Raw genomic sequence first — 22,156 nt, 5'->3', positions numbered from 1 at the left:
AACGCTCCGTGTTCCCCCTTGCATACGAGTGTCACGAGTGCTCCGGGGACCCTAAGCTGTGGGACCACGGAACGGGGCCACACCACAGGCCTCACCACGCTCCGCTCCGACATCACAGGACACGGAGAGAATTCGGTGTGGTTGATCACCAGTCGCAAGGGTAGACGGTCCGGTGGGTGCAAAGCGCAAGGAAATTCCGGGCCCATTCGCCACGCGTGGAACGCCACGTCCAAGGCACTGGGTATTCGCCCGGCCGAAAGGGACCGGGTGGACCGAGCCGTCGAGGTGAACGCGGTGTCCGATCCGGAGATCCAGAACAGACCGTCCGCCGACACCGGGGAAACCGGGGAGTCACCCCGAACCCAATCACCCCGCGCCGAACTCGACGGTTATGCGGTGGCGCTGGAATGCGTACGCCTCGTCATCGCCTGGTACAACAGGGCCATCTATCTGGAGCGACGGCTCCCGGAACCCGACAGCGCCCGCCTGAATTCATTGATGATTGAACGACAGAAGTGCCTGGCCGACCGGAAATCGCTCGCCCGGTCGGGACCCGAGGAAATCGCACGGGTGACCCGGGACTACGGCGCGCTCTTCCGCAGCCTCACGGACGCGTGCCCGCCGGTCAGTTGACGGGGGACATCAGGGGCGCGGCCAGCTCCAGGACCTCCGCCCACTCGTCGCGGTGCTGAGGCAGCTCCCGGCACAGCCGCTCGTGGTTCACGAGGAAGGCCGCCGCCTCCTCGCAGGTGTAGGGCCGCCGCTGCTCCGCGAGCAGCGCGTCGACCGCCCCGCCGCAGAGCCGGCCGCCGGTGTCCCGCTCGTCCCGGTGCAGCACCGCTCCGCCCCGGCGCACCACGCTCACCGCGTCGGCCGCGGACTCCTGCTCGACCGCCGCGAGAACGTCGGCAACGGCCTCGAAGCACTCGTCGTGGCCGCCGACCCAGGTGAACCGGGCCAGTGCCGCCTTCGTCCGCAGCATGTCGGCGTAGCGCAGGCCGATCCCCTGACGGCTGTCCGCCCTGCGTACGGCCAGCACCACCAGCTCGACGCGGTAACCGTCGTCCCGGAAGGCGGCGAGGTCGTCGAGGAACGCGCAGACCGGGCCGGGGCTGTTCTCGCTCACGAGGTGGCCGCGCAGGGCGCGCACGCGCTCCTCCAACCGCCACTGCCACTCCTGGTAGACGGACCGGATCCGGGCACCGGCGGTCCGTGGATCGGCGGCGAGCAGCCCCAGGTAACCGGGGTGGTAGATCTTGAAGTCGTCCCCGGACACCCGCGTCGCGCCGTCCAGTCCGACGGGCATCAACTGGGATTTCCCCGCACCGGGCTGCGCCACGATGACGCGTCGGCACGGGGCGGTCTGCCGCACGACGTCAGGTTCGTAGTCGGCCCGAATCTGTTCGAAAATCTCCTCGATGTCGGTCCGGGGGAGTTCACCGAGAGGAGATACCGGGCGGGACGATTCGCCGGCCCGGACGACCGGGACGCTCCCGCTGGACCCGCGAAAGATCGAACACGTGCCGCAGGTGCAGTTCCGATCACGCGGAGAGAAACCGGCGCGTCGCACAATGGACAAGGGGCGTCCCGATCTGTGACTCATGGGCGAGGAAGGGACCGCAGGAACCAGGCGCACCAACAGGGAGTTTTACCCCTTGCATTGCCTGAGCCTCAGCGGACTCACAGGACATCTTCCGCTCGATCCACCCCGTACGCAATGGCCGTCGGAAGCCCGCCGCATACCGACCACCCGGTCACCGTCATCCGTACGGACGAAAGAATTCCGGCCAACTGTGAATTGAAGGCGTTTCAGATGCCGGCGCGGCCGATCGCGCCGGGGGCTCCGGCCGAAAGCCGTGCGTTCCGCGCCTCAGGGCGCGACCGGCAGGCCCGGCGTTCGCAGCACGGCCCGCTCCGCGTCCACCACGAACACCTCGCAGCCCGGACGCCCGGCCGCCCACGCGGCGCCCTCCGCGCCCATCGCGAAGGCGGCCGTCGCCACGGAGTCGGCCTCCGTCAGGGTCGGCGCGACCACCGTGACACTGAGCAGCCCGGTCGCCGGGCGTCCCGTACGGCCGTCCACGATGTGGTCGCCGCGCTCGTAGCGGGCGGAGGTGGCGACCGCGCGGTCGGTCAGCTCCAGGACCGCGCACAGCCGGTCGGCGTGGTCGGGGTGCCGTACCCCCACCCGCCAGGGCCCGCCGGAGGCGACCACGTCTCCCCCGGCGTTGAGCACGAACCGCCGCGCCCCGGCCGCCGACAGCAGCTGCGCCGCCCGCTGCACGGACCAGCCCTTGACCACCGCGCACGGGTCGAGGTGCCGCCCCGGCAGTCGTACGTCGAACGCGCCGCCGGTCGCCAGCCGGTACTCCTCGCACAGCGCGAGCACCTCCGCGAGGTCCGGGGACACCGCCTCCGCGGCGATCTCCCCCCGGTCGAGCCGGCACACCTCGCTGTCCGGCCGGTACGGGCTGAACCGCTCGTCGACCTCGCGCAGCCAGCCGAAGACGGCGTCCGCGGCAGCCGTGAAATCCCCCTGGTCGTCGACGCGCAGGGACACCGGGAAGCCCATGACGTGTTCGACCCGGCGCATGGTCAGCCCTTCGCGTCGAGCGCGGCCTGGAGGGACTCCTTGTAGCCGTCACTGGTGATCGTCGCACCGGAGACGGTGTCGATGTCCGCGCTCTGCGCCTTCAGCGTCTCCGAGACCAGGACCGGCACCGCGGCCGTCGTCTGCGGGTGGTTCGGCTGCTGGAGCATCCTGACCGCGGTGATCCTGTCGCCGGAGAAGGTCACCTGGACCTGCACGGGACCCTTGTCGGTGGTGACGGTCGTCCCCTTGACGACCGTGCCCGAGGCCGCGGTCGGGTCGGCGGACGGGGTCGTGGCCGGTTCGGCGGTGGCGGCCGTCGTACCGCCGACCGACGGCTCGTAGCGCCAGACCGGGATCAGGCCGGCGACGGTCAGGGCGACGACGGGTATGGCTCGCTTCACGGTGTCTTCCTCATCCCGCCAGGCTGAAACGCTCGAAGTGGATCTGCGGCTTGGGCACGCCCAGGTCTCCCAGACTGCGCAGCACCGCGTTCATCATCGGGGGCGGCCCGCACAGGAAGACGTCCCGGTCGGCGATGTCGGGCACCAGCCGGGCCAGTTCGCCCGCGGCCAGCCTGTCGGGCACCGGCGGGCCGGTCACCAGGTGGAGTTCGGCTCCCTTGGCGACGGCGAGGTCGCGGAGTTCGTCGTAGAGGACGGCGTCCCGGTCGGTGCCGACGCGGTAGATGACGACCGCGTGGCCCTCCAGGTCCTCCAGGAGCGCCCGGATCGGCGTGACGCCGACACCGCCCGCGATGAGCAGGGACTCGCTCTTCTGCCGGTGCAGGGCGGTGAACGCGCCGTACGGGCCCTCGGCGAAGACGCGCGTGCCGACCTTCAGGTGCCGCAGGGCGGCGCTGCCGTCACCGGCGGCCTTGGCGGTCAGGCGCAGGGTGCGGCCGTCGGGCGCGGCGGAGAGGGAGAAGGGGTTGGCCTGCCACCAGCGGTCCTTGGTCAGGAAGCGCCAGAGGAAGAACTGGCCGGCCTGCGCGCCCAGCTTGTCGAGGTCCCGGCCGGTGACGTGGACCGAGACGACGTTGTCCGACTCGGGAACGACCGCGGCGACCCGGAACCGGTGGCGTTGGTTCCGCCGGAGCGGGAGGACGAGACGGCCGAGGGCCACCGCGCCGAGCGCCACGCCCCACACGGCGTACCAGTACGCCGTCGCGGCGGACGACGCCGTGAAGGTCGTGCCGACCGCGACCTGGTGGCTGAAGGCGAGCACCACGGCCACGTACGTGTACAGGTGGATGAAGTGCCAGGTCTCGTAGGCGAGGCGGCGGCGGGCGTAGCGGGCCGAGACGGCGCCCACGACGATGATGACGCCGAGCGCGACGACGGCCCGCAGCACGCCCTGCGTGGTCCGGGCGAGGTCGAAGAGCTCGGTGAGGGGGCCGACGCCCGCGCCGTCGGCGTAGCCGAAGCTGATGAAGACGGCGTGCGCGAGCAGCGTCCAGAGCAGGGCGAAGCCGGTCCAGCGGTGCCAGGACGTCAGCCGGTCCATGCCGATCCGGCGGTCCAGCCAGGGCAGCCGGGCCACCAGCACCAGCTGGAAGGCCATGACGAGGGCGCCGTACAGACCGAAGAGACGGCCGAGGACGATCAGGGCGTTGGAGGCGAAGCCGGCCTGGGCGAAGAAGTAGGCGACCACGGCCGCGTTCACGGCGAGCACGGCGTACAGGCCCGTACGGGCCACCACCCTGGGGCGTATCGCCGTGGGGGGCGCAGGGGGCGATTGGACGGTCGTCACGGGTCGGCAGCTCCTTGATCGGGTCCTGGGATTCGAGCTTCCCCCGCGCCTGCTGTCGTTTTCCTGTCGGGCCGCTTTCAACTGGTTATCGATGTGTTCTCGGGGTCCGGACGGGTCTGGCGTCCGCCGCCGCGTACCGCAGTATGAGCGGGTGGAAAAAGTACGACTCCTCGTCGTGGACGACGACCCGCCGATCGCCGACCTCGTCGCGACGGTCGCGCGGTACGAGGGCTGGGACGCGGTCACCGCTTACTGCGGTGAGGACGCGCTGGCCCGGGCCGCCGAGTTCCGGCCGGACATCGTCGTACTCGACCTGATGCTGCCGGACCTCGACGGCTTCGGCGTGCTGGACCGGCTGCGGACGTCCGGGACGATGGTGCCGGTGGTGTTCCTCACGGCCCGCGACGGGGTCGCCGACCGGGTCGCCGGGCTCACCCGGGGCGGCGACGACTACCTGGTCAAGCCGTTCGCGGTGGAGGAGCTGATGGCCCGGCTGCGGACCGTGCTGCGGCGCAGCGCCGGGCCCGGCTTCCAGCGCTCGGTGCTCCGGGTCTCGGATCTGACGATGGACGAGGACACCCGCGAGGTCCGCCGCGGCGACCGCCTGCTCTCCCTGACCCCCACCGAGTTCGAGGTGCTGCGCTACCTGATGCGCAAGTCCCCGACGGTCCTCACCAAGGCGCAGATCCTCGACCACGTGTGGGAGTACGGCTTCGGCGGCCGGTCGAACGTGGTGGAGCTGGTCGTCAGCAGGCTGCGCCGCAAGATGGACGAGTCGGGCGGGGAGTCCCTGATCCACACCGTGCGCGGCTTCGGGTACGTCATACGGCAGCAGGCGGCGGAGTGATCGGCCGGCTGCTGGGCTCGTACCGGAGCACCCGGCTCGGCACCCGGCTGGCGCTCGGGCTCGGCGCGCTGGCCCTGGTGGTGTTCGCGGTCGTCGGCACGGCCCTGACCACCTACATGCGGGACTACCTGTCGGCCCAGCTCGACGACCAGCTGGGGCTCGCCCAGACCGCCCAGTCGAAGAGCATCGAGCAGAACGGCTCCCTCCAGGGCAAGAAGTACTACCGCTGGTACTACGCCGTGTACGACGTCTCGAACGGCACCCCGGTGCTGCGCAAGCCCGAGGAGGCGGGTGATCTGCCCCCGGACATCGACGCCCTCACCTCCGTCGCGAAGGCGCAGATCGCCGCGGGCACCGAGGTGCTGCGCACCGAGGTCCTGACCGGGGAGGGCGAGTACCGGCTGCGCGGCTGCGCGGTCGAGCCGGGGGTGGTGCTGGTCAGCGGCGCCCCCATGGACAGCATCGACGCCACCGTCCGGCAGCTGGTCACCGTCCAGGTCGTCGCCTTCGGGCTGGCCCTGCTGGCGCTGGTGGTGTTCGGCCGCCGGCTGCTGCGCAACGGTCTGGAGCCGCTGAGCGACATGGCGCACACCGCGCACGGCATCGCCTCGCACAACCTGACGGAGTCCGCGGCCCGGCTGCCGCTGCGCGCGGCCAAGCGGGGCGGCGGACCGGAGGTCGAGGAACTGCGCACCGCGTTCAACACGATGCTCGAACACATCGACCACTCGCTCGCCGTGCGCGCCGAGGCCGAGCAGCGGCTGCGCCGCTTCGTCGCGGACGCCTCGCACGAGCTGCGCACCCCGCTGATGTCGGTACGCGGCTACGCCGACCTGTTCCAGTACGCGGCCGCCAACCAGCCCGGGGAACGCGACAAGCACCTGGCCCGGCTGCGCGCCGAGGCGGCCCGGATGGGGGTCCTCCTCGACGACCTGCTGCTCCTCGCGCGCCTGGACGCCGCCGAGGTGGAGACGCCGCTGCGGGTGGAGGACACCGATCTGGCGGAGCTGGTCCGGGAGGCCGCGGACGCCTTCCGCGCGGCCCGCGCCGGCCATCCGCTGACGGTGGCCGTGGGCCCCGAGCCGGTCCCGCTGCGCATCGACCCGGTCCGGATCCGCCAGGTGCTGGACAACCTGCTCACCAACGCGGCCGTCCACACGCCCGCCGGGACCCCGGTGTCCGTGACCGTCGAGGTCGCCGACGGCTCCGCCGCGGTACGCGTCACCGACCGGGGCCCCGGTGTCCCGGCCGCCGACCGCGCCCGGGTCTTCGACCGCTTCTACCGCGTCGACAAGGCACGCAGCCGCGACCGCGGCGGCAGCGGGCTGGGGCTGTCGGTGGCGCGTGCGCTGGTGGAGGCCCACGGGGGGACGATCACCCTGGACGAGGGGCGGGAGCGGACGACGGTGTTCACCCTGAGGCTCCCCCTCGCCGCACCACCGCCGAGGCCGACCCCACACAGCCCCCCAGCCTCCGAAGCCCCGGCATAGCCCCCAGTGACCCGGACCGGCAGCGGCCAGCCGTCACGGTTCGCCTCCACTCCGGCGTTCCGGAATGCGGATCCGCAGCCCTGTGTCGATGGTCGGGTGCACCGGACGGCGGTTCGTCGGTGGCGGCGGGCACAGCTGCCCGGAGCCGGGCGGGCGGCCGCCGCCGTCTCAGTTCTCCGCGGTTCGTTCCTCCGCCGCGATGCCGACCAGGGCCGTCTCCTCGGCCTTGCCCCGCAGGGCGACCACGCTGAGGAGGCAGCAGACCAGGGCGGCGACGCCGCAGACGACGTACCCGACGGCGTAGCCGTTGCCGAGGGCCTCCAGGGCGACGGGAGCGGCGGCGCCGGGCGGGGAGGACGGGGGTACCGAGTTGACGGCGAGCGGCCCGCCCTCGGCCGCGACCTGTCCCGCCGCGGCCTTGACCTGATCCCCGAGGCCGGAACCGGCGAGCTTGCGGGTGAACTCGTCGGCGGCGCGGCTCAGGGCGATCGCGCCGATGACGGCCGGCCCGAGGGTGAACCCGAAGTCCCGCAGCAGACTGGTCGACGCACTGGCCATGCCCGCGTAGTGGACCTCGACCGTGTTGACGGCGGTCGCGGTGATGGAGGACACCGTGAGCGCGAAGCCGATGCCGACCAGCCCGATGGGCAGGATCAGCGAGGTCAGCGCGCGGTCGTGGACCGAGAGGGTGGCGGCGACGAAGTCCCCGGCCGCCATCAGCGCGAGCCCCGCCCCCAGCACCCAGCGCGCGCTGACCTTCTCCAGGAGCCGGGAGATCAGCGGCAGCAGCACCAGCGTCCACGCGTTGAGCAGGATGAACGCGAACGAGCCGCGCAGCGGGCTCTGGTGCTGGACCGGCCCGAGCCGGATGCTGGTCGCGTAGGCCGTCCCGAGGTAGCTGAACATGCCGACGACGGCGACGAACGAGGCGACCGCGAAGGCCCGGTTGCGGAACAGGTCGAGACGCAGGAGCGGCGCGGCGGCCCGGCTCTCGGCGACGAGGAAGAGGGCGATGAAGACCGCCGCGACCCCGTACGCGATCACCACCGGGGTCGCGGTCCAGCCGTCGGAGGGACCCTGGATCACCGCGTACAGCAGGGCGAACATGCCGATGCCGATGGTGATCTGGCCCGCGAGGTCGAGGGAGCGGCCCTCCGGAGCACTGGAGTTCCGCGCCAGCAGCCCGCTGAGCAGGGTGCTGACCAGGGCGAGCCCGGTGACGACGACGAAGGCCCAGCGCCAGGAGCCGTAGTTGCCGGTGATGCCGCCGAGGACGGGTGCGATGAATCCACCGCTGGACAGGGCGGCGGCCCAGACCGTGATCGTACGGGCGCGGTCCCGGGCGGTGTGGGTGCCGGCGGCGATCACGGCGAGCGAGGTCGGGAACAGCGCGGCCGCGCCGAGACCGGCGATGGCCTGGCCCACCCAGAGCATGTGGATGCCGGTGCTCGCGGCGGCCAGCGCCTCCCCGACGACGAGCAGCGCGCCGCCGCCCACCAGCAGCCGCTTGCGGCCGAAGAGGTCGCCGAGGACGCCGAAGGTCAGCTCCAGCACGGTGACCGGCAGCAGGAAGGCGTCCGAGATCCAGGTCAGCTGGGAGCCGACGGGGTGCAGGTCCTCCTGGAACAGTCCGTTCAGGGTGGCCGGCATGGCGAGGGCGATCTGTGCCAGGCAGACCGCGAAGCAGCCGGCGACGAGGGTGCCGACGGGCAGCGGGCCGGACGGTCCGCGCAGGGTCGCGGGGTCGGACGGCGAACGCGTTTCAGTGGACACGGGTACTCCCCTTCGAGCGGTGCGGGGGATGCGGCGGGCGCGGGGACGCGTCGGGGACGCGGGGCGGCGCCGCCGGGAACGCGTTGAATGTAGGGCAGTTTTTTCACGTCGGTCAATACATTGCACAATGTCGATCGACGCCGAACCGCCGCTCCCCGGACGCACGAGAACACCCCGCCGCCCTGAGGGGCGGCGGGGTGTGGACGAGCGGAAGGGGCGGCGGCGTCAGCTCTCGTCGGCGGTCAGCCGCAGCGAGATCGAGTTGATGCAGTACCGCTGGTCGGTCGGGGTGGCGTAGCCCTCGCCCTCGAAGACGTGGCCGAGGTGGGAGCCGCAGCGGGCGCAGCGCACCTCGGTGCGGACCATCCCGTGCGAACGGTCCTCGATCAGCTCGACCGCGTCGGAGTCCTTCGGGTCGTAGAAGGACGGCCAGCCGCAGTGCGACTCGAACTTCGTGCCGGAGGTGAAGAGTTCGGCACCGCAGGCGCGACAGGAGTACACGCCCTTGGTCTTGGTGTCGGTGTACTCACCGGTGAAGGCCGGCTCGGTCGCCGCCTGGCGCAGCACGGCGTACTCGGCCGGTGCCAGCTCCGCGCGCCACTGCTCGTCCGACTTCTCGACGTCGTACGACATGAGTCTCAGCCCCTTACTTCGCCAGGCGTTCCAGGATCCTCGGGCCCAGGTCGGTCACATCGCCCGCGCCCATGGTGAGAACCAGATCACCGGGCTTGGTCATTCCCGCGACCACGGCGGGGACCTCGTCCTTGTCGTGCACCGCGGTGACGTCGGCGCCCGCGGCCCGCGCCGCCTCGATGATCAGCTCGCTGGTCACCCCGGGGACCGGGTCCTCGCGGGCCGGGTAGATGTCCAGGACCACCGAGGCGTCCGCGAGGGCCAGCGCCTCCCCCATCTCCTTGCCCAGCTCCTGGGTGCGGGAGAACAGGTGCGGCTGGAACACGACCAGGATCCGGGAGTCCCCGGCGGCGCCGCGCATCGCCTCCAGGTCGGCGGTCATCTCGGTCGGGTGGTGGGCGTAGGAGTCGATCACCTGGACCCCGGCCGCCTCGCCCTTGAGCTGGAGGCGCCGCTTGACCCCGGTGTACGCGGCGAGGGCGGGCGCGAGCTCGGCGGCCGGGACACCGAGGGCCACGCCCGCGGCGAGCGCGGCGACCGCGTTGTGCGCGTAGTGCCGGCCCGGGACGGAGACCGCGAAGGTCAGCTCGGCCCCGTCGAGCAGGACGGTGACCTCGCTCCTCAGGCCCTGCGGTACGACCGAGACCACCCGCACGTCGGCGTCCGCGGCCTCGCCGTACGTCACCGTCCGCACCGTGCCGGCCAGCCGCCGGGTCAGCTCCCGGGCGCCCTCGTGGTCGGCGTTGATCACCAGCGTGCCGCCGGGCACGATCCGGCCCGCGAAGGTCTCGAAGGACTCGTAGATCTCGTCCATCGAGGCGTAGTTGGCGTGGTGGTCCAGCTCCACGTTGAGGACGATCGCGACCTCGGGCGCGTACTTGTGGAAACTGCGGTCCGACTCGTCCGCCTCGGCGACGAAGATCTCACCCGCTCCGTGCAGGGCGTTGGAACCGGGGGCGTCCAGGTCGCCGCCGATGGCGTACGACGGCTCGCGCCCCAGCTCGCTCAGCGACACCGCCAGCATCGAGGTGGTCGTGGTCTTGCCGTGGGTACCGGCGACCGCGATCGGGCGCAGCCCCTCCATCAGGGCGGCCAGCGCGTCCGAGCGGTGCACCACCGGGATGCCGAGCTCGGCCGCGCGGGCCAGCTCCGGGTTGTCCTCGCGGATCGCCGACGACACGACGACGCAGCTGGCGTCGTCGGCGAGGTGCCCGGCCGCGTGCCCGATGTGCACGGTGACACCGAGCGCCCGCAGCGCCTCGGCGGTGGCCGACTCCTTGGCGTCGCTGCCGGCCACCCGGGCCCCGCGCTGGGCGAGGATCTTGGCGATCCCCGACATCCCGGCGCCGCCGATGCCGATGAAGTGCGGTCGGTCCATGGCGGACGGAAGCCCGGGTGCCATGTGTTTCTCCCCAGAGACGGTGACGTGCGAAAGCCTGCCTAGCCTATGTGCTGAGGCGTGGGCGCCCCGACAGGAGCGCGGGCAACCCCTACGCCTTGCTGTGCGAGAACAGCTTCAGCACCGGCACCCCCACCTTGTGCCGGGCCCGCGACGCCCAGTCTCTGTGGAAGAACTCCTCCACGTAGTGCGGATCGGTCAGCACGATCACCTCGTCGGCACCCACCTCTTCCACCAGCTTGCGCAGCGCGTCCAGCGGATGGTCCTCGACCATCCGCCCCTCCGCCGTGCTCCCGGCCGCCCGCAGGGCCGTCAGCGACACGGCCAGCGCCTGCTCGGCGGGCCCCTTCGCCGCGTCGCCCTCCGGGGTCTCCCGCTCGCGGGCGGCCTCGTCGAGTTCGCCGAGCGCGATGTCGTCGATGGCCCGCAGCAGCCGGTCCGCCTGGTCGCCGCGCGGCTGGAGCAGCACGTGGAAGGCGACCTGCTCGTCCCCGTGCAAGGTGGTGACGAACTCCACGTCGGCTGACGTCAGGGCCTTCTCGATCATCAGAACGCTTGTGAACACCTGGCGCCTCTTCTCCTAGGAGGGCTGTTCCGACCCTCTGTCCTGCGTGGGGCCGAGCAACCCCCTGCGGAAACCATCCTGCCCCGTGATCGCAGGGGTACTGCCGGATTCAGTGTGCCCGCCGAAAGCCAAGCGGAACGGAATATTCCGCTGATGTCAGGACCGGCGGTACCGGCCGAACAGGAATCCGGCCTCCTCCAGCAGGGACACCAGTTCGAAGCGATGGGGGACGGCGACGCCGGGTCCTCCCGCGATCCGCTGCGCCCCACCCGCCGTGAGCATCGGCGAGACCGTCAGGCACAGCTCGTCGAGGACCCCCGCGGCGATGAACTGGCCCAGCAGCCGGGGGCCGCCCTCGGTGAGCAGCCTGGTGTGGCCGAGCTCGGCGAGGGCGCGGACCGCGCGGGCCGGGTCGACGCCCATGCCGTCGCCCGCCGTCACCACCCGGGCACCGGCCTTCTCCGCGGTGGCCACCCGGTCGGGGGCGGCCGCCGCGCCGGTCAGGATCAGCGTGGGCACGAGGGGCGAGGTGAACAGCGGGAGCGAGAAGTCGAGGTCGAGGCTCGCCGTGACCACCGCGACCGCGGCCGCCTCCGTCTGCCCGGCCGCGGCGCGGGCCCCGGCGAACTCCGCACGCGCGCGTACCGGCCGGTACTCCTCCTGCCGTACCGTTTCCGCACCCACCACCACGACATCCGCGAGCCCCCGCAGGGTGCCGAAGATCCGCATGTCGGCCGCCCCGGAGATGGGCTGCGACCGTCCGTCGTGCTGGCCCGCCCCGTCGAGGGTGGACACCATGTTGGCCCGCAGCCACGCCTGGCGTCCCGCTGACTCGGGGTACGCATAGGCGAGGGCCAGCTCGGCGAGACTCCACTCCCCCTCGCGCTGCCCTCCGGCCGTACCGCCGGAGGCCTGGGCTGCTGTCTCTTCGGTCACAGGGAACAGGCGTCGCATGCCGTGCAGTGTGGCACGGCAACTAGCATGGGTGACCGTGTCGTCTTCTCCCGCCGCTTCCGAGGTCAGCCCCATAGCCGATGCGGGGCCGCTGTCGCTGTGCGCCCGCGCGCCGCACGTCCCCGCGGACCGGCTGGTCGCCGAGATGGTGCCGCCGCCCCGCTTCGACTCGGTGCGCTTCGCCACCTACCTCCCGGACCCGAACCAGCCGAGCCAGACCGAGGCCGTGCGGGTCCTCGAAGGCTTCGCGGCCGGCCTCGGCGGGGCGCACGCGGCCGGCGGCGGCAGGCGCGGCTTCCTCGGCCTCGGGAAGGCCAGGGCGGCGAAGGCGCCCGCCGGACCCCGCGGGGTCTACCTCGACGGCGGGTACGGCGTCGGCAAGACCCACCTGCTCGCCTCCCTGTGGCACGCCACCCCGGCGGAGCCCGCGCTGAAGGCGTTCGGCACCTTCGTGGAGCTGACCAACCTGGTGGGCGCCCTCGGCTTCCAGCAGACCGTGGCGACCCTGTCCGGCCACCGCCTGCTGTGCATCGACGAGTTCGAGCTGGACGACCCCGGCGACACGGTCCTGGTGTCGAGCCTGCTCGCACGGCTCGTCGAGGCCGGGGTCGCGCTCGCGGCCACCTCCAACACCCTGCCGGGCAAGCTCGGCGAGGGCCGGTTCGCGGCCGTGGACTTCCTGCGCGAGATCCAGGGCCTGTCCGCCCACTTCCGCACGCTGCGCATCGACGGCGAGGACTACCGCCACCGGGGCCTGCCCGAGGCGCCGGCACCGTACTCCGACGAGCAGGTGACCAAGGCCGCGTACGCGACGCCGGGCGCGTCCCTCGACGACTTCCCGCACCTGCTCGACCACCTGGCCAAGGTGCACCCCAGCCGGTACGGCGCGCTGACCGACGGCCTCACGGCGGTCTGCCTGACCGACGTGCGGCCGGTGCCGGACCAGTCGACCGCGCTGCGGCTCGTGGTCCTCGCGGACCGGCTCTACGACCGCGAGGTCCCGGTCCTGGCCTCCGGACTGCCCTTCGACAGACTGTTCAGCGAGGAGATGCTGAACGGCGGCTACCGCAAGAAGTACTTCCGCGCGATATCCCGGCTCACCGCGCTCGCCCGGGACGCCAAGGGACTGGCGTCAAGAGCCTGATCAGGCCACGCCACCGGCGCTTTTCACGCTGTCTTCGGCACGCAACACGGAGTTAACCCAGCAAACGGCTCCGCCGGGTTAACGTGTTTCTTGACCAACCATTGACCTGCGCTTGGTGCACACAAGAGGCGTGAACTGTCGCGAGGGGGGCCCATGTTCCGAGGTACGACGGCCCGGACCGTGATCTCGCTGCTGGCCGCCGTCCTGCTCGCCGTCCAGTTCTTCGCCCCTACCGCAACCTTCGCAGCCGCGCACACACTCAGTCACGCCGAGGCCAAGGCCCAGCCCGGATCCCACCCCCCGGCGAAGGCGGTGCGCGAAGGCTCGGGCACCCTCCGTGACCCCGGACTGTGCGGCGAGCCGCCCGGTCCCCCGCAGAGCGCCGACCGTCACCGCACCGGCACCGCCGGCTGGGCCGACGACCGTCAGGCCGCCCCCCGGCACACCGAGGCCATACGCGCCTCGACGGCGCCCTCGGCCGAGCACCGACGCGCGTCCAGAGCCTCCAGAGCCCACTCCCCGGCCACGCTCCAGGTCTTCCGCTGCTGAGAGACGGGTTCCGTCTCGGCTCATCCCCCCCCCACAACCGTCGTGCAAGCCCGACGCGCCGCTGCGGCGCGCCAGGAGGAGTCCACACACCATGCAGCCCCTCATCGACAACGCCCGTACGTTCGGACAGCGCCCTGAGGAGTTCGCCCAGCTCGCGGCTGGCCAGTCCCCGCAGGTGCTGTTCATCACCTGCTCCGACTCCCGGGTCGTCCCGGCCCTGATCACCGGCGCCCGCCCGGGCGAGCTCTTCGAGCTGCGCACCGCGGGCAACATCGTCCCGCCGTACGCCTCGGAGCACCCCACCAGCGAGGCGGCCACCATCGAGTACGCCGTGGAGGTGCTCGGCGTCCGCGACATCGTCGTCTGCGGGCACTCGCACTGCGGCGCCGTCGGCGCGCTGGTGCGCGGCGACGACCTCACCGCCGTACCCGCCGTCCGGGACTGGCTGGCCAGCGCCGAGCCGCGGCCGAGCGGGGCGGCCGAGGACCCGGCCGTCGCCGAGGGCGTGCAGAACCACGTGCTCGCCCAGCTGCTGCGGCTGCGGTCGTACCCGTTCATCGACCGGAAGCTGGCTGAGGGCGCGCTGACCCTGCGCGGCTGGTACTACGAGGTCCACACCGGTGCCGTGCGCGAACACCGCGCGGACACCGACACGTTCGAGGCCCTGTGAGCGCCGCGATGACCAAGTTCCCCTACATACGTCAGGACTTCGCCGCCTCCCTCGTCGTCTTCCTGGTCGCGCTCCCGCTGTGCGTGGGCGTGGCCGTGGCCTCCGGAGTGCCGGCGGAACTGGGCCTGGTCACCGGCATCGTGGGCGGTGTCGTCACCGGGATGCTGCGGGGCAGCAGCCTTCAGGTGTCGGGGCCGGCCGCCGGTATGACCGTGCTCGTCTTCGAGGCCGTGCAGGAGTTCGGGCTGCCGGTGCTCGGCGTGATCGTGCTCGTCACCGGGGTCCTCCAGATCGCCATGGGGCTCCTGAGGCTGGGGCGCTACTTCCGGGCCATCTCCCTCTCGGTCGTCGAGGGCATGCTGGCCGGAATCGGCCTGGTGCTGATCGCCGGACAGCTGTACCCGGCACTCGCCGCCAAGGCACCCGACTCGGGCCTCGGCAAGATTGCCGGGCTGCCCGAGGCGTTCCTGGACGCCCTCGGGGACGGCGGGGCGCTGGCCTCGCTCGCCCTCTGCGCGGGCACCGTGGCGGTCCTCGTCCTGTGGAAGCACGCCCCGGCGGCGGTGCGTACGGTCCCCGGCCCGCTGGCCGCCGTCGGCCTCGCCACCCTGGCGGCGCTCCTCCTCGGCCTGCCGGTCGCCACCGTCGAGGTGCAGGGGCTGCTGGACTCCGTCCAGCCGCCGCCGCTGAGCGCCTTCGGCGAACTGGCCGGCCTCGGGGTGATCGGCACGATCGTCGCGTTCACCCTGATCGCGTCGGCCGAGTCGCTGTTCAGCGCGGCGGCCGTGGACCGGCTGCACGACGGTCCCCGGACCCAGTACGACCGGGAACTGGTCGCCCAGGGCGCGGGCAACGCGCTGTGCGGGGTGCTCGGCGCGCTGCCGATGACCGCGGTGATCGTGCGCAGCGCGGCCAACGTCCAGGCGGGCGCCCGCACCAAGGCGTCCCGGGTGCTGCACGGCGTCTGGCTGCTGCTGTTCGCGGCGCTGCTGCCCGGCGCCCTGGCCTACATCCCGATCCCGGCGCTGGCCGGGATCCTGGTCTACTCGGGCGCCAAGCTGATCCCCGTGCGCTCGCTGGCCTCGCTCTGGCGCGAGCACCGGGGCGAGGCGCTGATCCTGGTGGTCACGGCGGTGTCGATCGTCGCGGTCAGCATGTTCGAGGGCGTGCTGATCGGTCTGGCGCTGTCGATCGTGAAGACCGCCTGGGAGGCGTCGCACCTCAAGCTGGAGGTGGTCGACAAGGGCGCCGGACCCATCGACGCCCACCTGTCCGGCAACGCGACCTTCCTGCGGCTGCCGAAGATCCTCGACAGCCTGGAGGCGCTGCCGCAGGACCGCCCGATCCGGGTGGACCTGTCAGGGCTGCACCACCTCGACCACGCCTGCCGGACCGCGCTGGAGAGCTGGGCCGAGCGGCACAGCGACGCCGGTACGGAACCGGTGCGCGTGACCGCCGAACCCGTCAGGGCCGCGGCCGCCTGAACCGGTGGCACCCCCGGGCCGGGGGTGCCACTGCCTCCGGGCCGTGGCCCCGAGCCACCCGTCGGGCATATCGTTGCAGCAACAGACATATCGGACCTCTCTCCCTGGGGGCCGTGATGGTTCAGGAGCTGCTGGTCGCGGTGGTGACGGCGCTGTGCGTCGGCGCGCTGTACCTGGTCGCCGGCGCGCGGGTCGTCAAGCAGTACGAACAGGGTGTGCTGTTCCGGCTGGGCCGGGTCTCCGGTGCGGTACGGGAGCCCGGCTTCAACCTGGTGATCCCGGTCGTGGACCGGCTGCACAAGGTCAACATGCAGATCGTGACGCTGCCGGTCCCCGCCCAGGAGGGCATCACCCGCGACAACGTCACCGTGCGCGTGGACGCGGTCGTCTACTTCCGGGTGGTCGACGCGGTGAGCGCGCTGGTCAAGGTCGAGGACTACAAGTTCGCCGTCTCGCAGATGGCCCAGACCTCGCTGCGGTCCATCATCGGCAAGAGCGACCTGGACGATCTGCTCTCCAACCGGGAGAAGCTCAACCAGGGGCTGGAGCTGATGATCGACAGCCCGGCCGTGGGCTGGGGGGTGCAGGTGGACCGGGTCGAGATCAAGGACGTGTCGCTGCCCGACGCCATGAAGCGCTCGATGGCCCGGCAGGCCGAGGCCGACCGGGAGCGCCGCGCCCGGATCATCAACGCGGACGCGGAACTCCAGGCGTCGAGGAAGCTGGCGGAGGCGGCCGAGCAGATGGCCGGCACCCCGTCGGCCCTGCAGCTGCGCCTGTTGCAGACGATCGTGGCGGTGGCGGCCGAGAAGAACTCCACCCTGGTGCTGCCGTTCCCGGTGGAGCTGCTGCGCTTCCTGGAGAGGGCCCAGCAGCCGGCGCCGAACGGCGCCGCCCCGTCCGGGTCGGCCGCGCCGGGGTACCCGGGCCGCCCCGACCCGACCGAAAGGCGGTCCCGTGGCGAGGAACCACCCGGACGACCCGAAGCACCCGAAACACACGAAGCACTCGACGGACTCGACGCCCCGGAACGACGACAGCAACGGCACCCTGCGTGACCTGCTCCGGCTCCCGGTGGGCGAGCGTCCCGAACTGCTCGCCCACCCGGCCGACGCGACGCCCGGCGGCCCCGGCGGCAGGAGCGCGGGGCACGCGGCGGCCGATGCGCTGGGCAAGCGGCTGGCCGGCCTCCAGGAGCGGCTGCACGCGGCGGCCACGGCGGGCGACCGGCGGCGGGTCCTGCTGGTGCTCCAGGGCATGGACACCAGCGGCAAGGGCGGCACGGTCAAACACGTCGTCCGCCACTTCAACCCGGCGGGCTGCCGCGTCCACGCCTTCGGGGCCCCCACCGAGGAGGAACGCGGCCACGACTTCCTCTGGCGGATCCGCAGGGCGCTGCCCGAACCGGGCGAGATCGGCGTCTTCGACCGCTCGCACTACGAGGACGTCCTGGTCGCCCGGGTCCGCGAGCTGGCCCCGCGCTCCGAGATCGAGGGCCGCTACGACCGGATCAACGACTTCGAGCGCGCGCTCACCCGGGACGGCACGACCGTCCTCAAGTGCTTCCTGCACCTCTCCTACGAGGAGCAGAAGAGGCGTCTGCTCAAGCGCCTCGACAACCCGCGCAAACGCTGGAAGTTCAGCCCCGGCGACATCGAGGACCGCGCGCTGTGGCCGGCGTACCAGGAGGCGTACGAGATCGCGCTGGAGCGCTGCTCGACGGCGGCCACGCCGTGGTACCTGGTCCCGGCCGACCACAAGTGGTACCGCAACTGGGCGATCGGCCGGCTCCTCCTGGAGCACCTGGAGGTGCTCGACCCGCGGTATCCGAAACCGGACTTCGACGTGGCGGCGTGCCGGGAGCGACTGCTGAAAGCGCCCTGACCCCGACCCTGACCCTGCCGTGCCGGACGGCCGCCGCCCGGGTGATCCGGCGCCGCGCCGACCGGGAAATCCGGACATTTCACCCTAGGTTCGTAGGGTGATCAGACTAGTACGCCGTATTGCCGGTACGACCGCCGTCTGCGCCCTGGGAGCCGCCCTCGCCGCCTGTGGCTCCGCCCAGGCACCACCGGCCGGACACCCGGCCCCCGCGAAGCCCGCTCCCGCCGCCAAGCCGCCCACCCTCCCCACGGGCGCGGACGGCGCGGCCCCCGTGTTCACCAACGGTCCCCGCACCCTGGGCAAGACCGTCGCCCTCACCTTCGACGCCGACATGACCGCCGACGAGGGGCCGCGGGCCGCCGCGGGCGAGCACTTCGACAATCCGGCGCTGATCGCGACCCTGCGCCGGCTGAAGGTGCCGGCCACCGTCTTCATGACCGGCCGCTGGGCCGAGCAGTACCCGGACCAGGCCCGCTCCCTCGGCCGCGACCCCCGGTTCGAGGTCGCCAACCACTCCTACAGCCACTACGCGTTCACCGGTGACTGCTACGGCCTGCCGACCGTCCCCGCCGACGGGATGACGTCGGACGTGCAGCGCGCCTACGCGGCGCTGGTCAAGGCGGGCGTGCCGCACCCGATGCCGTACTTCCGTTTCCCCGGCGGCTGTTACGACCGGCAGGCGCTGCGCGCGGTCGGCCGGCTCGGGGTCACCGCCGTGCAGTGGGACGTGGTGAGCGGGGACGCGTTCGCGACGGACGCGGACGCGGTCACGAAGCAGGTGCTGGACGGTGTGAAGCCGGGTTCCGTGGTCGTCATGCACTGCACCCGCAGCGCCGCCCCCACCACCGAGCGGGTGGTACGCGACGTCGTGCCCGAGCTGCGCAAGCGGGGCTTCCGGTTCGTGAAGGTGTCCGAGCTGATCGGGCAGACGCCCGGTCACCGGTGACCGTCCTACGCTGGAGGCATGAGCGACGACGGCGACTACTGCACCAGCACCGGGACCGCGCGCCCGCCGAAGGCCGACGGGCCGCCGTACGCGGAGTGTGTGCTGTGCCGGGAGCCGACCGAGTACCCGGAGTCGTACAAGGGGGTCACGCTGTGCCCCCGGTGCGAGTGGCAGGAGGCGCAGCGGACCGCCTGTTCGGGGTGAGCGGCGGGACCAGGGGCGGAGGGCGCCCCGTAGGGTTGGTGCGGTGAGCGCTCCTTTCCAGGTCCCGGCCGACCGCCGGGACGCAGCACCCCAGTTCGTCCTGCCCCTTGTCGTACGGATGGAGAAGTCGGCTCCTCCCGGGCGTACCGACGCCCTGGAGACGGCCGCCAGGGCCGTGCTGACCCTGCTGAGCGACGAGCGTGCCCTCGGGGACGGGGAGTGGGCGCAGGCCGTCCGGGACTGGGAGGACGCCCGGATCCGCAAGGTCGTGCGGCGGGCCCGGGGAGCCGAGTGGCGGCGCGCCGAGGGGCTGCCCGGGATCACCCTGACCGGGAAGTCCGCCGAGGTACGGGTGTTCCCGCCGGTCCCCCTGGACGGATGGCCCAAGGACCTGGCGAAGTTGCAGGTGTCCGGCACCGAACTGGAGGACCCCGAGCCGCCCGCCGACGCCGACCGGTCCGCGCCCGTGCTGTGGCTGAACCCGGAGTTGGAGATGTCGGCCGGGAAGGCGATGGCACAGGCCGGGCACGGTGCCCAACTGGCCTGGTGGGCACTGCCGGAGGAGGAGCGGCGGGCCTGGCGGGACGCCGGTCTCCCGCTCGCCGTACGGACCGCCGAGCCGGCCGAGTGGCGCGAACTGGCCTCGAGCGGGCTGCCGTTGGTGCGGGACGCCGGGTTCACCGAGATCGCGCCGGGCAGTTGCACGGTGGTCGCGGACCATCCGGCACTGCGCTGAGCTGGGGACTTTGAGCTCCCCCGACAAACTTTGCCGTCTGTTTGAACACCGTCGCGGACTCGGCCGTACGAACGTGGGGACCACGTCCGAGCCCGGCCGGCAGCCCCTCGACTCCCCGGAGCGCGGCCGGCGAACCTCAAATGTTGCTCTGAAGCGGCAGGCAACGAGGTTCGCGGGCGCGCTCCGGGGCCATATCCCCGTCACTCGGAGCAGGAGGGGGACGACCATGACCGTGGCACGGCTGGGCACGGGCATCGGCTGGCGGCCGGAGATCGCGGACGCCGTGGCGCGGATGCCGGGCGTCGACTGGGTCGAGGTCGTGGCCGAGAACACCTGCCCGGGGCACCTCCCCGAGGCGCTGCTGCGGCTGCGCGAGCGAGGGGTGACCGTCGTCCCGCACGGCGTCTCGCTGGGCCTCGGCGGCGCCGACCGGCCCGACGAGGGGCGGCTCAGGGCGCTCGCCGAGCGGGCCGAGGCGCTGGCCTCCCCGCTGGTCACCGAGCACATCGCGTTCGTCCGCGCGGGCGGTCCGCGCACCGCGTCCCCGTCCCTGGAGGCGGGCCACCTCCTCCCGGTCCCGCGCACCCGGGACGCCCTCGACGTGCTCTGCGAGAACGTCCGCATCGCGCAGGACGCGCTGCCCGTGCCGCTCGCCGTCGAGAACATCGCCGCGCTCATCGCGTGGCCGGGCGAGGAGATGACCGAGGGGCAGTTCCTGTACGAGCTCGCCGACCGGACCGGGGTACGGCTGCTGATCGACGTGGCCAACCTGCACACCAACCACGTCAACCGCGGCGAGGACCCGGCCAAGGCCCTCTCCGAACTCCCCGTCGAGGCGATCGCCTACGTCCATGTCGCGGGCGGCTTCGAACGGGACGGCGTCTGGCACGACAGCCACGCCCACCCGGTGCCCCCGCAGGTCCTGGACATCCTGACCGACCTCGCGTCCCGGGTCGCGCCGCCGGGGGTCCTGCTGGAGCGCGACGAGAACTTCCCGGAGCCGGCCGAACTGGAGGGCGAGCTGGCGGCGATCCGGGCGGCCGTGGCGGCGGGCGGGGCGGTGGCCGCCGCCGACGTCCGCACCGGCGAGGCGAGGCCCGTGGCCGCCGTCCCCGACGCCACCCGGCAGCGGGTCGGCCTCGCCCAGGCCGCGGTCCTGTCCTCGCTGGTCGCGGGGACGCCGGTGCCGGAGGGGTTCGACCGGGTGCGGATGGGGGTGCAGGCGCGGGCGCTGGCCGGGAAGCGGGCGGACGTGGTGGCGAAGGTGGCGCCGGAGCTGCCGGAGATCCTCGGCGAGGGGTACCGGGCGGCGTTCCTGGCGTACGCGCAGGAGCGGCCGATGACAGGGGGGTACCGGCGGGACGCCCTGGACTTCGCGGGGCAGCTGCTGCGGGAGGGCGGGCCGGTGGACAGGGTGTCCCGTCGGCGGCTGCGGGCTTGGTGGCAGCACCGGGCGGGCCCGGCACCCCGCCGCACCGGTCTGCTGCGCAGGGCGTGACTGCGCCTGCCGCCGTGGGTGCGACCGGCCCCCGCCCGCTCGCACCCACCCGCACCAGCCCCTCGGCCCGGCCCCCTGCGGCGCCCGCTGGGTAATATGCCTAGCCCGCACAGGGGAGCCACCTCCGTGCGGTGCAGGAGGCACCATGCGAGCGCGTCCCCGGCCCCCCGTCCAGGGGCGAGGCATCTTCAGCGGCACCGGGCTGATCGTCACCGGTCTCGCGGCGACCATCGCCGCGCTGGTCTTCCCCGTCTGGTCGTACGCCGACCGTGCGGACCCGACCGGCGCGGTGACCGTGCTGAGCGCGAAGACCGTGCCGACCCGGTACGGTCCGCTGTCCGAGCTGGACCGGGACTTCATCGTGAAGGTGCGGCTGGCCGGGCTCTGGGAACTGCCCGCCGGGCAGATGGCGGAGCAGAAGGGCACGACGGCGGCCGTACGCACGGCCGGGCAGCACCTCGTGGCGGGGCACACCGCCCTCGACGCCCATGTCCGCGATGTCGCCGCCCAGCTCGGCGTACCGCTGCCGAACCAGCCGAACGACCAGCAGCAACAGTGGCTCGCCACCCTCACCGGCGCCCAGGGCCAGGACTTCGACCGGCAGTTCGCGAACCTGGTGCGGCTGGCCCACGGCCGGGTGTTCCCCGTCGTGGCCCAGGTCCGCGCCGGTACCCAGAACACCCTGGTCCGCGCGCTCGCCGACGACGCCGACACCACCGTCCTGGACCACATCAAGGTCCTGGAGGCGACCGGTTACGTCGACTTCTCCGCGCTGGCGCGGCAACTGGCGGTCACCCCCTCCTCCGTCGCCTCCCCGCAGGTGTTCGCGCCGAGCGACGCGATCCCGGTCGCCGCCTCCCCGGCGCCGGCACCGTCGCCGTCCTCGCCGTACACCCTGCCCCCGGCCACCACCAGCCCGCCGCCGGCCTCCGACAGCCCCTGACCTGCGCGGCAAACGGAACGTCACAGACCCACAACACTCGGTCCGGAATGTGAACAGGGCATGGCGATTCCGAGGACCCTGGCATAGAAACATGT

At 72.6% G+C, this 22,156-nt stretch carries 23 protein-coding genes; 14 read left to right on the top strand and 9 right to left on the bottom strand.

Annotation, left to right across the window (positions count from 1 at the left end; genetic code table 11):
* The first annotated feature begins 294 nt into the window (after positions 1-294).
* Positions 295-633, top strand: a complete 339-nt coding sequence (locus tag AB0G52_RS02090) for a hypothetical protein (RefSeq protein WP_132890105.1) — start codon at positions 295-297, stop codon at positions 631-633.
* On the opposite strand, the gene AB0G52_RS02085 is transcribed toward AB0G52_RS02090, so the two are convergent.
* The 4 genes from AB0G52_RS02085 to AB0G52_RS02070 all read right to left on the bottom strand — a co-directional run bounded on the left by AB0G52_RS02085 (position 626) and on the right by AB0G52_RS02070 (position 4,342).
* Positions 626-1,603, bottom strand: coding sequence for a zeta toxin family protein (locus AB0G52_RS02085; RefSeq protein WP_132890106.1), 978 nt, complete (start codon positions 1,601-1,603; stop codon positions 626-628). The genes AB0G52_RS02090 and AB0G52_RS02085 overlap by 8 nt on opposite strands.
* Positions 1,604-1,870: 267 nt before the next feature.
* Positions 1,871-2,593, bottom strand: a complete 723-nt coding sequence (locus AB0G52_RS02080) for an FAD:protein FMN transferase (protein WP_132890107.1) — start codon at positions 2,591-2,593, stop codon at positions 1,871-1,873.
* A gap of 2 nt (positions 2,594-2,595) precedes the next feature.
* Entirely contained in the window at positions 2,596-2,994 is a 399-nt protein-coding gene (locus AB0G52_RS02075; protein ID WP_361332822.1) for an FMN-binding protein, read from the bottom strand.
* A gap of 10 nt (positions 2,995-3,004) precedes the next feature.
* Positions 3,005-4,342 carry a ferredoxin reductase family protein gene (locus AB0G52_RS02070; protein ID WP_361332819.1) on the bottom strand — a complete coding sequence of 446 codons (1,338 nt, stop codon included), beginning with the start codon at positions 4,340-4,342 and terminating at the stop codon, positions 3,005-3,007.
* A gap of 151 nt (positions 4,343-4,493) precedes the next feature.
* Here AB0G52_RS02070 and AB0G52_RS02065 point away from each other — a divergent pair, with 151 nt between their 5' ends.
* The gene (locus AB0G52_RS02065; protein ID WP_132890110.1) at positions 4,494-5,189 is read left to right on the top strand and encodes a response regulator transcription factor; all 696 of its coding nucleotides are present in this window, start codon (positions 4,494-4,496) and stop codon (positions 5,187-5,189) included.
* The gene (locus AB0G52_RS02060) at positions 5,186-6,679 is read left to right on the top strand and encodes a HAMP domain-containing sensor histidine kinase (RefSeq protein ID WP_361332816.1); all 1,494 of its coding nucleotides are present in this window, start codon (positions 5,186-5,188) and stop codon (positions 6,677-6,679) included. Before AB0G52_RS02065 ends, AB0G52_RS02060 begins: the two co-directional genes overlap by 4 nt.
* Positions 6,680-6,847: 168 nt before the next feature.
* On the opposite strand, the gene AB0G52_RS02055 is transcribed toward AB0G52_RS02060, so the two are convergent.
* The 5 genes from AB0G52_RS02055 to AB0G52_RS02035 form a co-directional block, all read right to left on the bottom strand.
* Positions 6,848-8,452 (bottom strand): MFS transporter, encoded by a 1,605-nt coding sequence (locus AB0G52_RS02055; protein ID WP_132890112.1) that lies wholly within the window; start codon positions 8,450-8,452, stop codon positions 6,848-6,850.
* Positions 8,453-8,677: 225 nt separating this feature from the next.
* On the bottom strand, positions 8,678-9,085 hold the full coding sequence (msrB, locus tag AB0G52_RS02050; protein ID WP_132890113.1) for a peptide-methionine (R)-S-oxide reductase MsrB: 408 nt from the start codon (positions 9,083-9,085) through the stop codon (positions 8,678-8,680).
* 13 nt (positions 9,086-9,098) lie between these two features.
* Entirely contained in the window at positions 9,099-10,487 is a 1,389-nt protein-coding gene (gene murC, locus AB0G52_RS02045; protein WP_132890114.1) for a UDP-N-acetylmuramate--L-alanine ligase, read from the bottom strand.
* Positions 10,488-10,575: 88 nt separating this feature from the next.
* Positions 10,576-11,049, bottom strand: coding sequence for an indole-3-glycerol phosphate synthase (locus AB0G52_RS02040; RefSeq protein WP_361332812.1), 474 nt, complete (start codon positions 11,047-11,049; stop codon positions 10,576-10,578).
* Positions 11,050-11,205: 156 nt separating this feature from the next.
* On the bottom strand, positions 11,206-12,003 hold the full coding sequence (locus tag AB0G52_RS02035) for a pyrimidine reductase family protein (protein ID WP_132890116.1): 798 nt from the start codon (positions 12,001-12,003) through the stop codon (positions 11,206-11,208).
* Positions 12,004-12,040: 37 nt separating this feature from the next.
* Here AB0G52_RS02035 and zapE point away from each other — a divergent pair, with 37 nt between their 5' ends.
* The 11 genes from zapE (at position 12,041) to AB0G52_RS01980 (ending at position 22,061) form a co-directional block, all read left to right on the top strand.
* A complete protein-coding gene (zapE, locus tag AB0G52_RS02030) occupies positions 12,041-13,147 on the top strand; it encodes a cell division protein ZapE (protein WP_132890117.1) in 1,107 nt (368 codons plus the stop codon).
* A gap of 153 nt (positions 13,148-13,300) precedes the next feature.
* Entirely contained in the window at positions 13,301-13,696 is a 396-nt protein-coding gene (locus AB0G52_RS02025; RefSeq protein ID WP_132890118.1) for a hypothetical protein, read from the top strand.
* Between the two features lie 91 nt (positions 13,697-13,787).
* Entirely contained in the window at positions 13,788-14,366 is a 579-nt protein-coding gene (locus AB0G52_RS02020; protein ID WP_132890119.1) for a carbonic anhydrase, read from the top strand.
* Between the two features lie 8 nt (positions 14,367-14,374).
* On the top strand, positions 14,375-15,850 hold the full coding sequence (locus AB0G52_RS02015; RefSeq protein ID WP_361332808.1) for a SulP family inorganic anion transporter: 1,476 nt from the start codon (positions 14,375-14,377) through the stop codon (positions 15,848-15,850).
* Positions 15,851-15,966: 116 nt separating this feature from the next.
* Positions 15,967-16,908 (top strand): slipin family protein, encoded by a 942-nt coding sequence (locus AB0G52_RS02010; protein WP_361332805.1) that lies wholly within the window; start codon positions 15,967-15,969, stop codon positions 16,906-16,908.
* Position 16,909: 1 nt separating this feature from the next.
* Positions 16,910-17,734 (top strand): PPK2 family polyphosphate kinase, encoded by an 825-nt coding sequence (locus tag AB0G52_RS02005; protein ID WP_361332958.1) that lies wholly within the window; start codon positions 16,910-16,912, stop codon positions 17,732-17,734.
* Between the two features lie 97 nt (positions 17,735-17,831).
* Positions 17,832-18,680: a polysaccharide deacetylase family protein gene (locus AB0G52_RS02000; protein WP_132890121.1), complete on the top strand. Its 849-nt coding sequence runs from the start codon at positions 17,832-17,834 to the stop codon at positions 18,678-18,680.
* Positions 18,681-18,698: 18 nt separating this feature from the next.
* The gene (locus AB0G52_RS01995) at positions 18,699-18,884 is read left to right on the top strand and encodes a hypothetical protein (RefSeq protein WP_132890122.1); all 186 of its coding nucleotides are present in this window, start codon (positions 18,699-18,701) and stop codon (positions 18,882-18,884) included.
* A 43-nt stretch (positions 18,885-18,927) separates the two neighbouring features.
* The gene (locus tag AB0G52_RS01990) at positions 18,928-19,620 is read left to right on the top strand and encodes a peptidyl-tRNA hydrolase (RefSeq protein ID WP_361332800.1); all 693 of its coding nucleotides are present in this window, start codon (positions 18,928-18,930) and stop codon (positions 19,618-19,620) included.
* A gap of 232 nt (positions 19,621-19,852) precedes the next feature.
* Positions 19,853-21,118, top strand: coding sequence for a DUF692 domain-containing protein (locus AB0G52_RS01985; RefSeq protein WP_361332955.1), 1,266 nt, complete (start codon positions 19,853-19,855; stop codon positions 21,116-21,118).
* Between the two features lie 145 nt (positions 21,119-21,263).
* Positions 21,264-22,061 carry a DUF4142 domain-containing protein gene (locus tag AB0G52_RS01980; protein ID WP_132890124.1) on the top strand — a complete coding sequence of 266 codons (798 nt, stop codon included), beginning with the start codon at positions 21,264-21,266 and terminating at the stop codon, positions 22,059-22,061.
* Positions 22,062-22,156 lie beyond the last annotated feature (95 nt).

Source organism: Streptomyces sp. NPDC021562 (assembly GCF_040640875.1).
Taxonomy (GTDB): Bacteria; Actinomycetota; Actinomycetes; order Streptomycetales; family Streptomycetaceae; genus Streptomyces.
Note: the sequence above shows the minus strand (reverse complement) of the source record. Positions and strands in the feature narration are given on the sequence as shown.

What these genes read in the sequence shown, in the direction of transcription:
- AB0G52_RS02085 (WP_132890106.1), bottom strand. Translation starts at nt 1,603, where the DNA reads ATGAGTCACAGATCGGGACGCCCCTTGTCCATTGTGCGACGCGCCGGT.
- AB0G52_RS02080 (WP_132890107.1), bottom strand. Translation starts at nt 2,593, where the DNA reads ATGCGCCGGGTCGAACACGTCATGGGCTTCCCGGTGTCCCTGCGCGTC.
- msrB (WP_132890113.1), bottom strand. Translation starts at nt 9,085, where the DNA reads ATGTCGTACGACGTCGAGAAGTCGGACGAGCAGTGGCGCGCGGAGCTG.
- murC (WP_132890114.1), bottom strand. Translation starts at nt 10,487, where the DNA reads ATGGCACCCGGGCTTCCGTCCGCCATGGACCGACCGCACTTCATCGGC.
- AB0G52_RS02035 (WP_132890116.1), bottom strand. Translation starts at nt 12,003, where the DNA reads ATGCGACGCCTGTTCCCTGTGACCGAAGAGACAGCAGCCCAGGCCTCC.
- AB0G52_RS02025 (WP_132890118.1), top strand. Translation starts at nt 13,301, where the DNA reads ATGTTCCGAGGTACGACGGCCCGGACCGTGATCTCGCTGCTGGCCGCC.
- AB0G52_RS02020 (WP_132890119.1), top strand. Translation starts at nt 13,788, where the DNA reads ATGCAGCCCCTCATCGACAACGCCCGTACGTTCGGACAGCGCCCTGAG.
- AB0G52_RS02015 (WP_361332808.1), top strand. Translation starts at nt 14,375, where the DNA reads ATGACCAAGTTCCCCTACATACGTCAGGACTTCGCCGCCTCCCTCGTC.
- AB0G52_RS02010 (WP_361332805.1), top strand. Translation starts at nt 15,967, where the DNA reads ATGGTTCAGGAGCTGCTGGTCGCGGTGGTGACGGCGCTGTGCGTCGGC.
- AB0G52_RS01995 (WP_132890122.1), top strand. Translation starts at nt 18,699, where the DNA reads ATGAGCGACGACGGCGACTACTGCACCAGCACCGGGACCGCGCGCCCG.
- AB0G52_RS01980 (WP_132890124.1), top strand. Translation starts at nt 21,264, where the DNA reads ATGCGAGCGCGTCCCCGGCCCCCCGTCCAGGGGCGAGGCATCTTCAGC.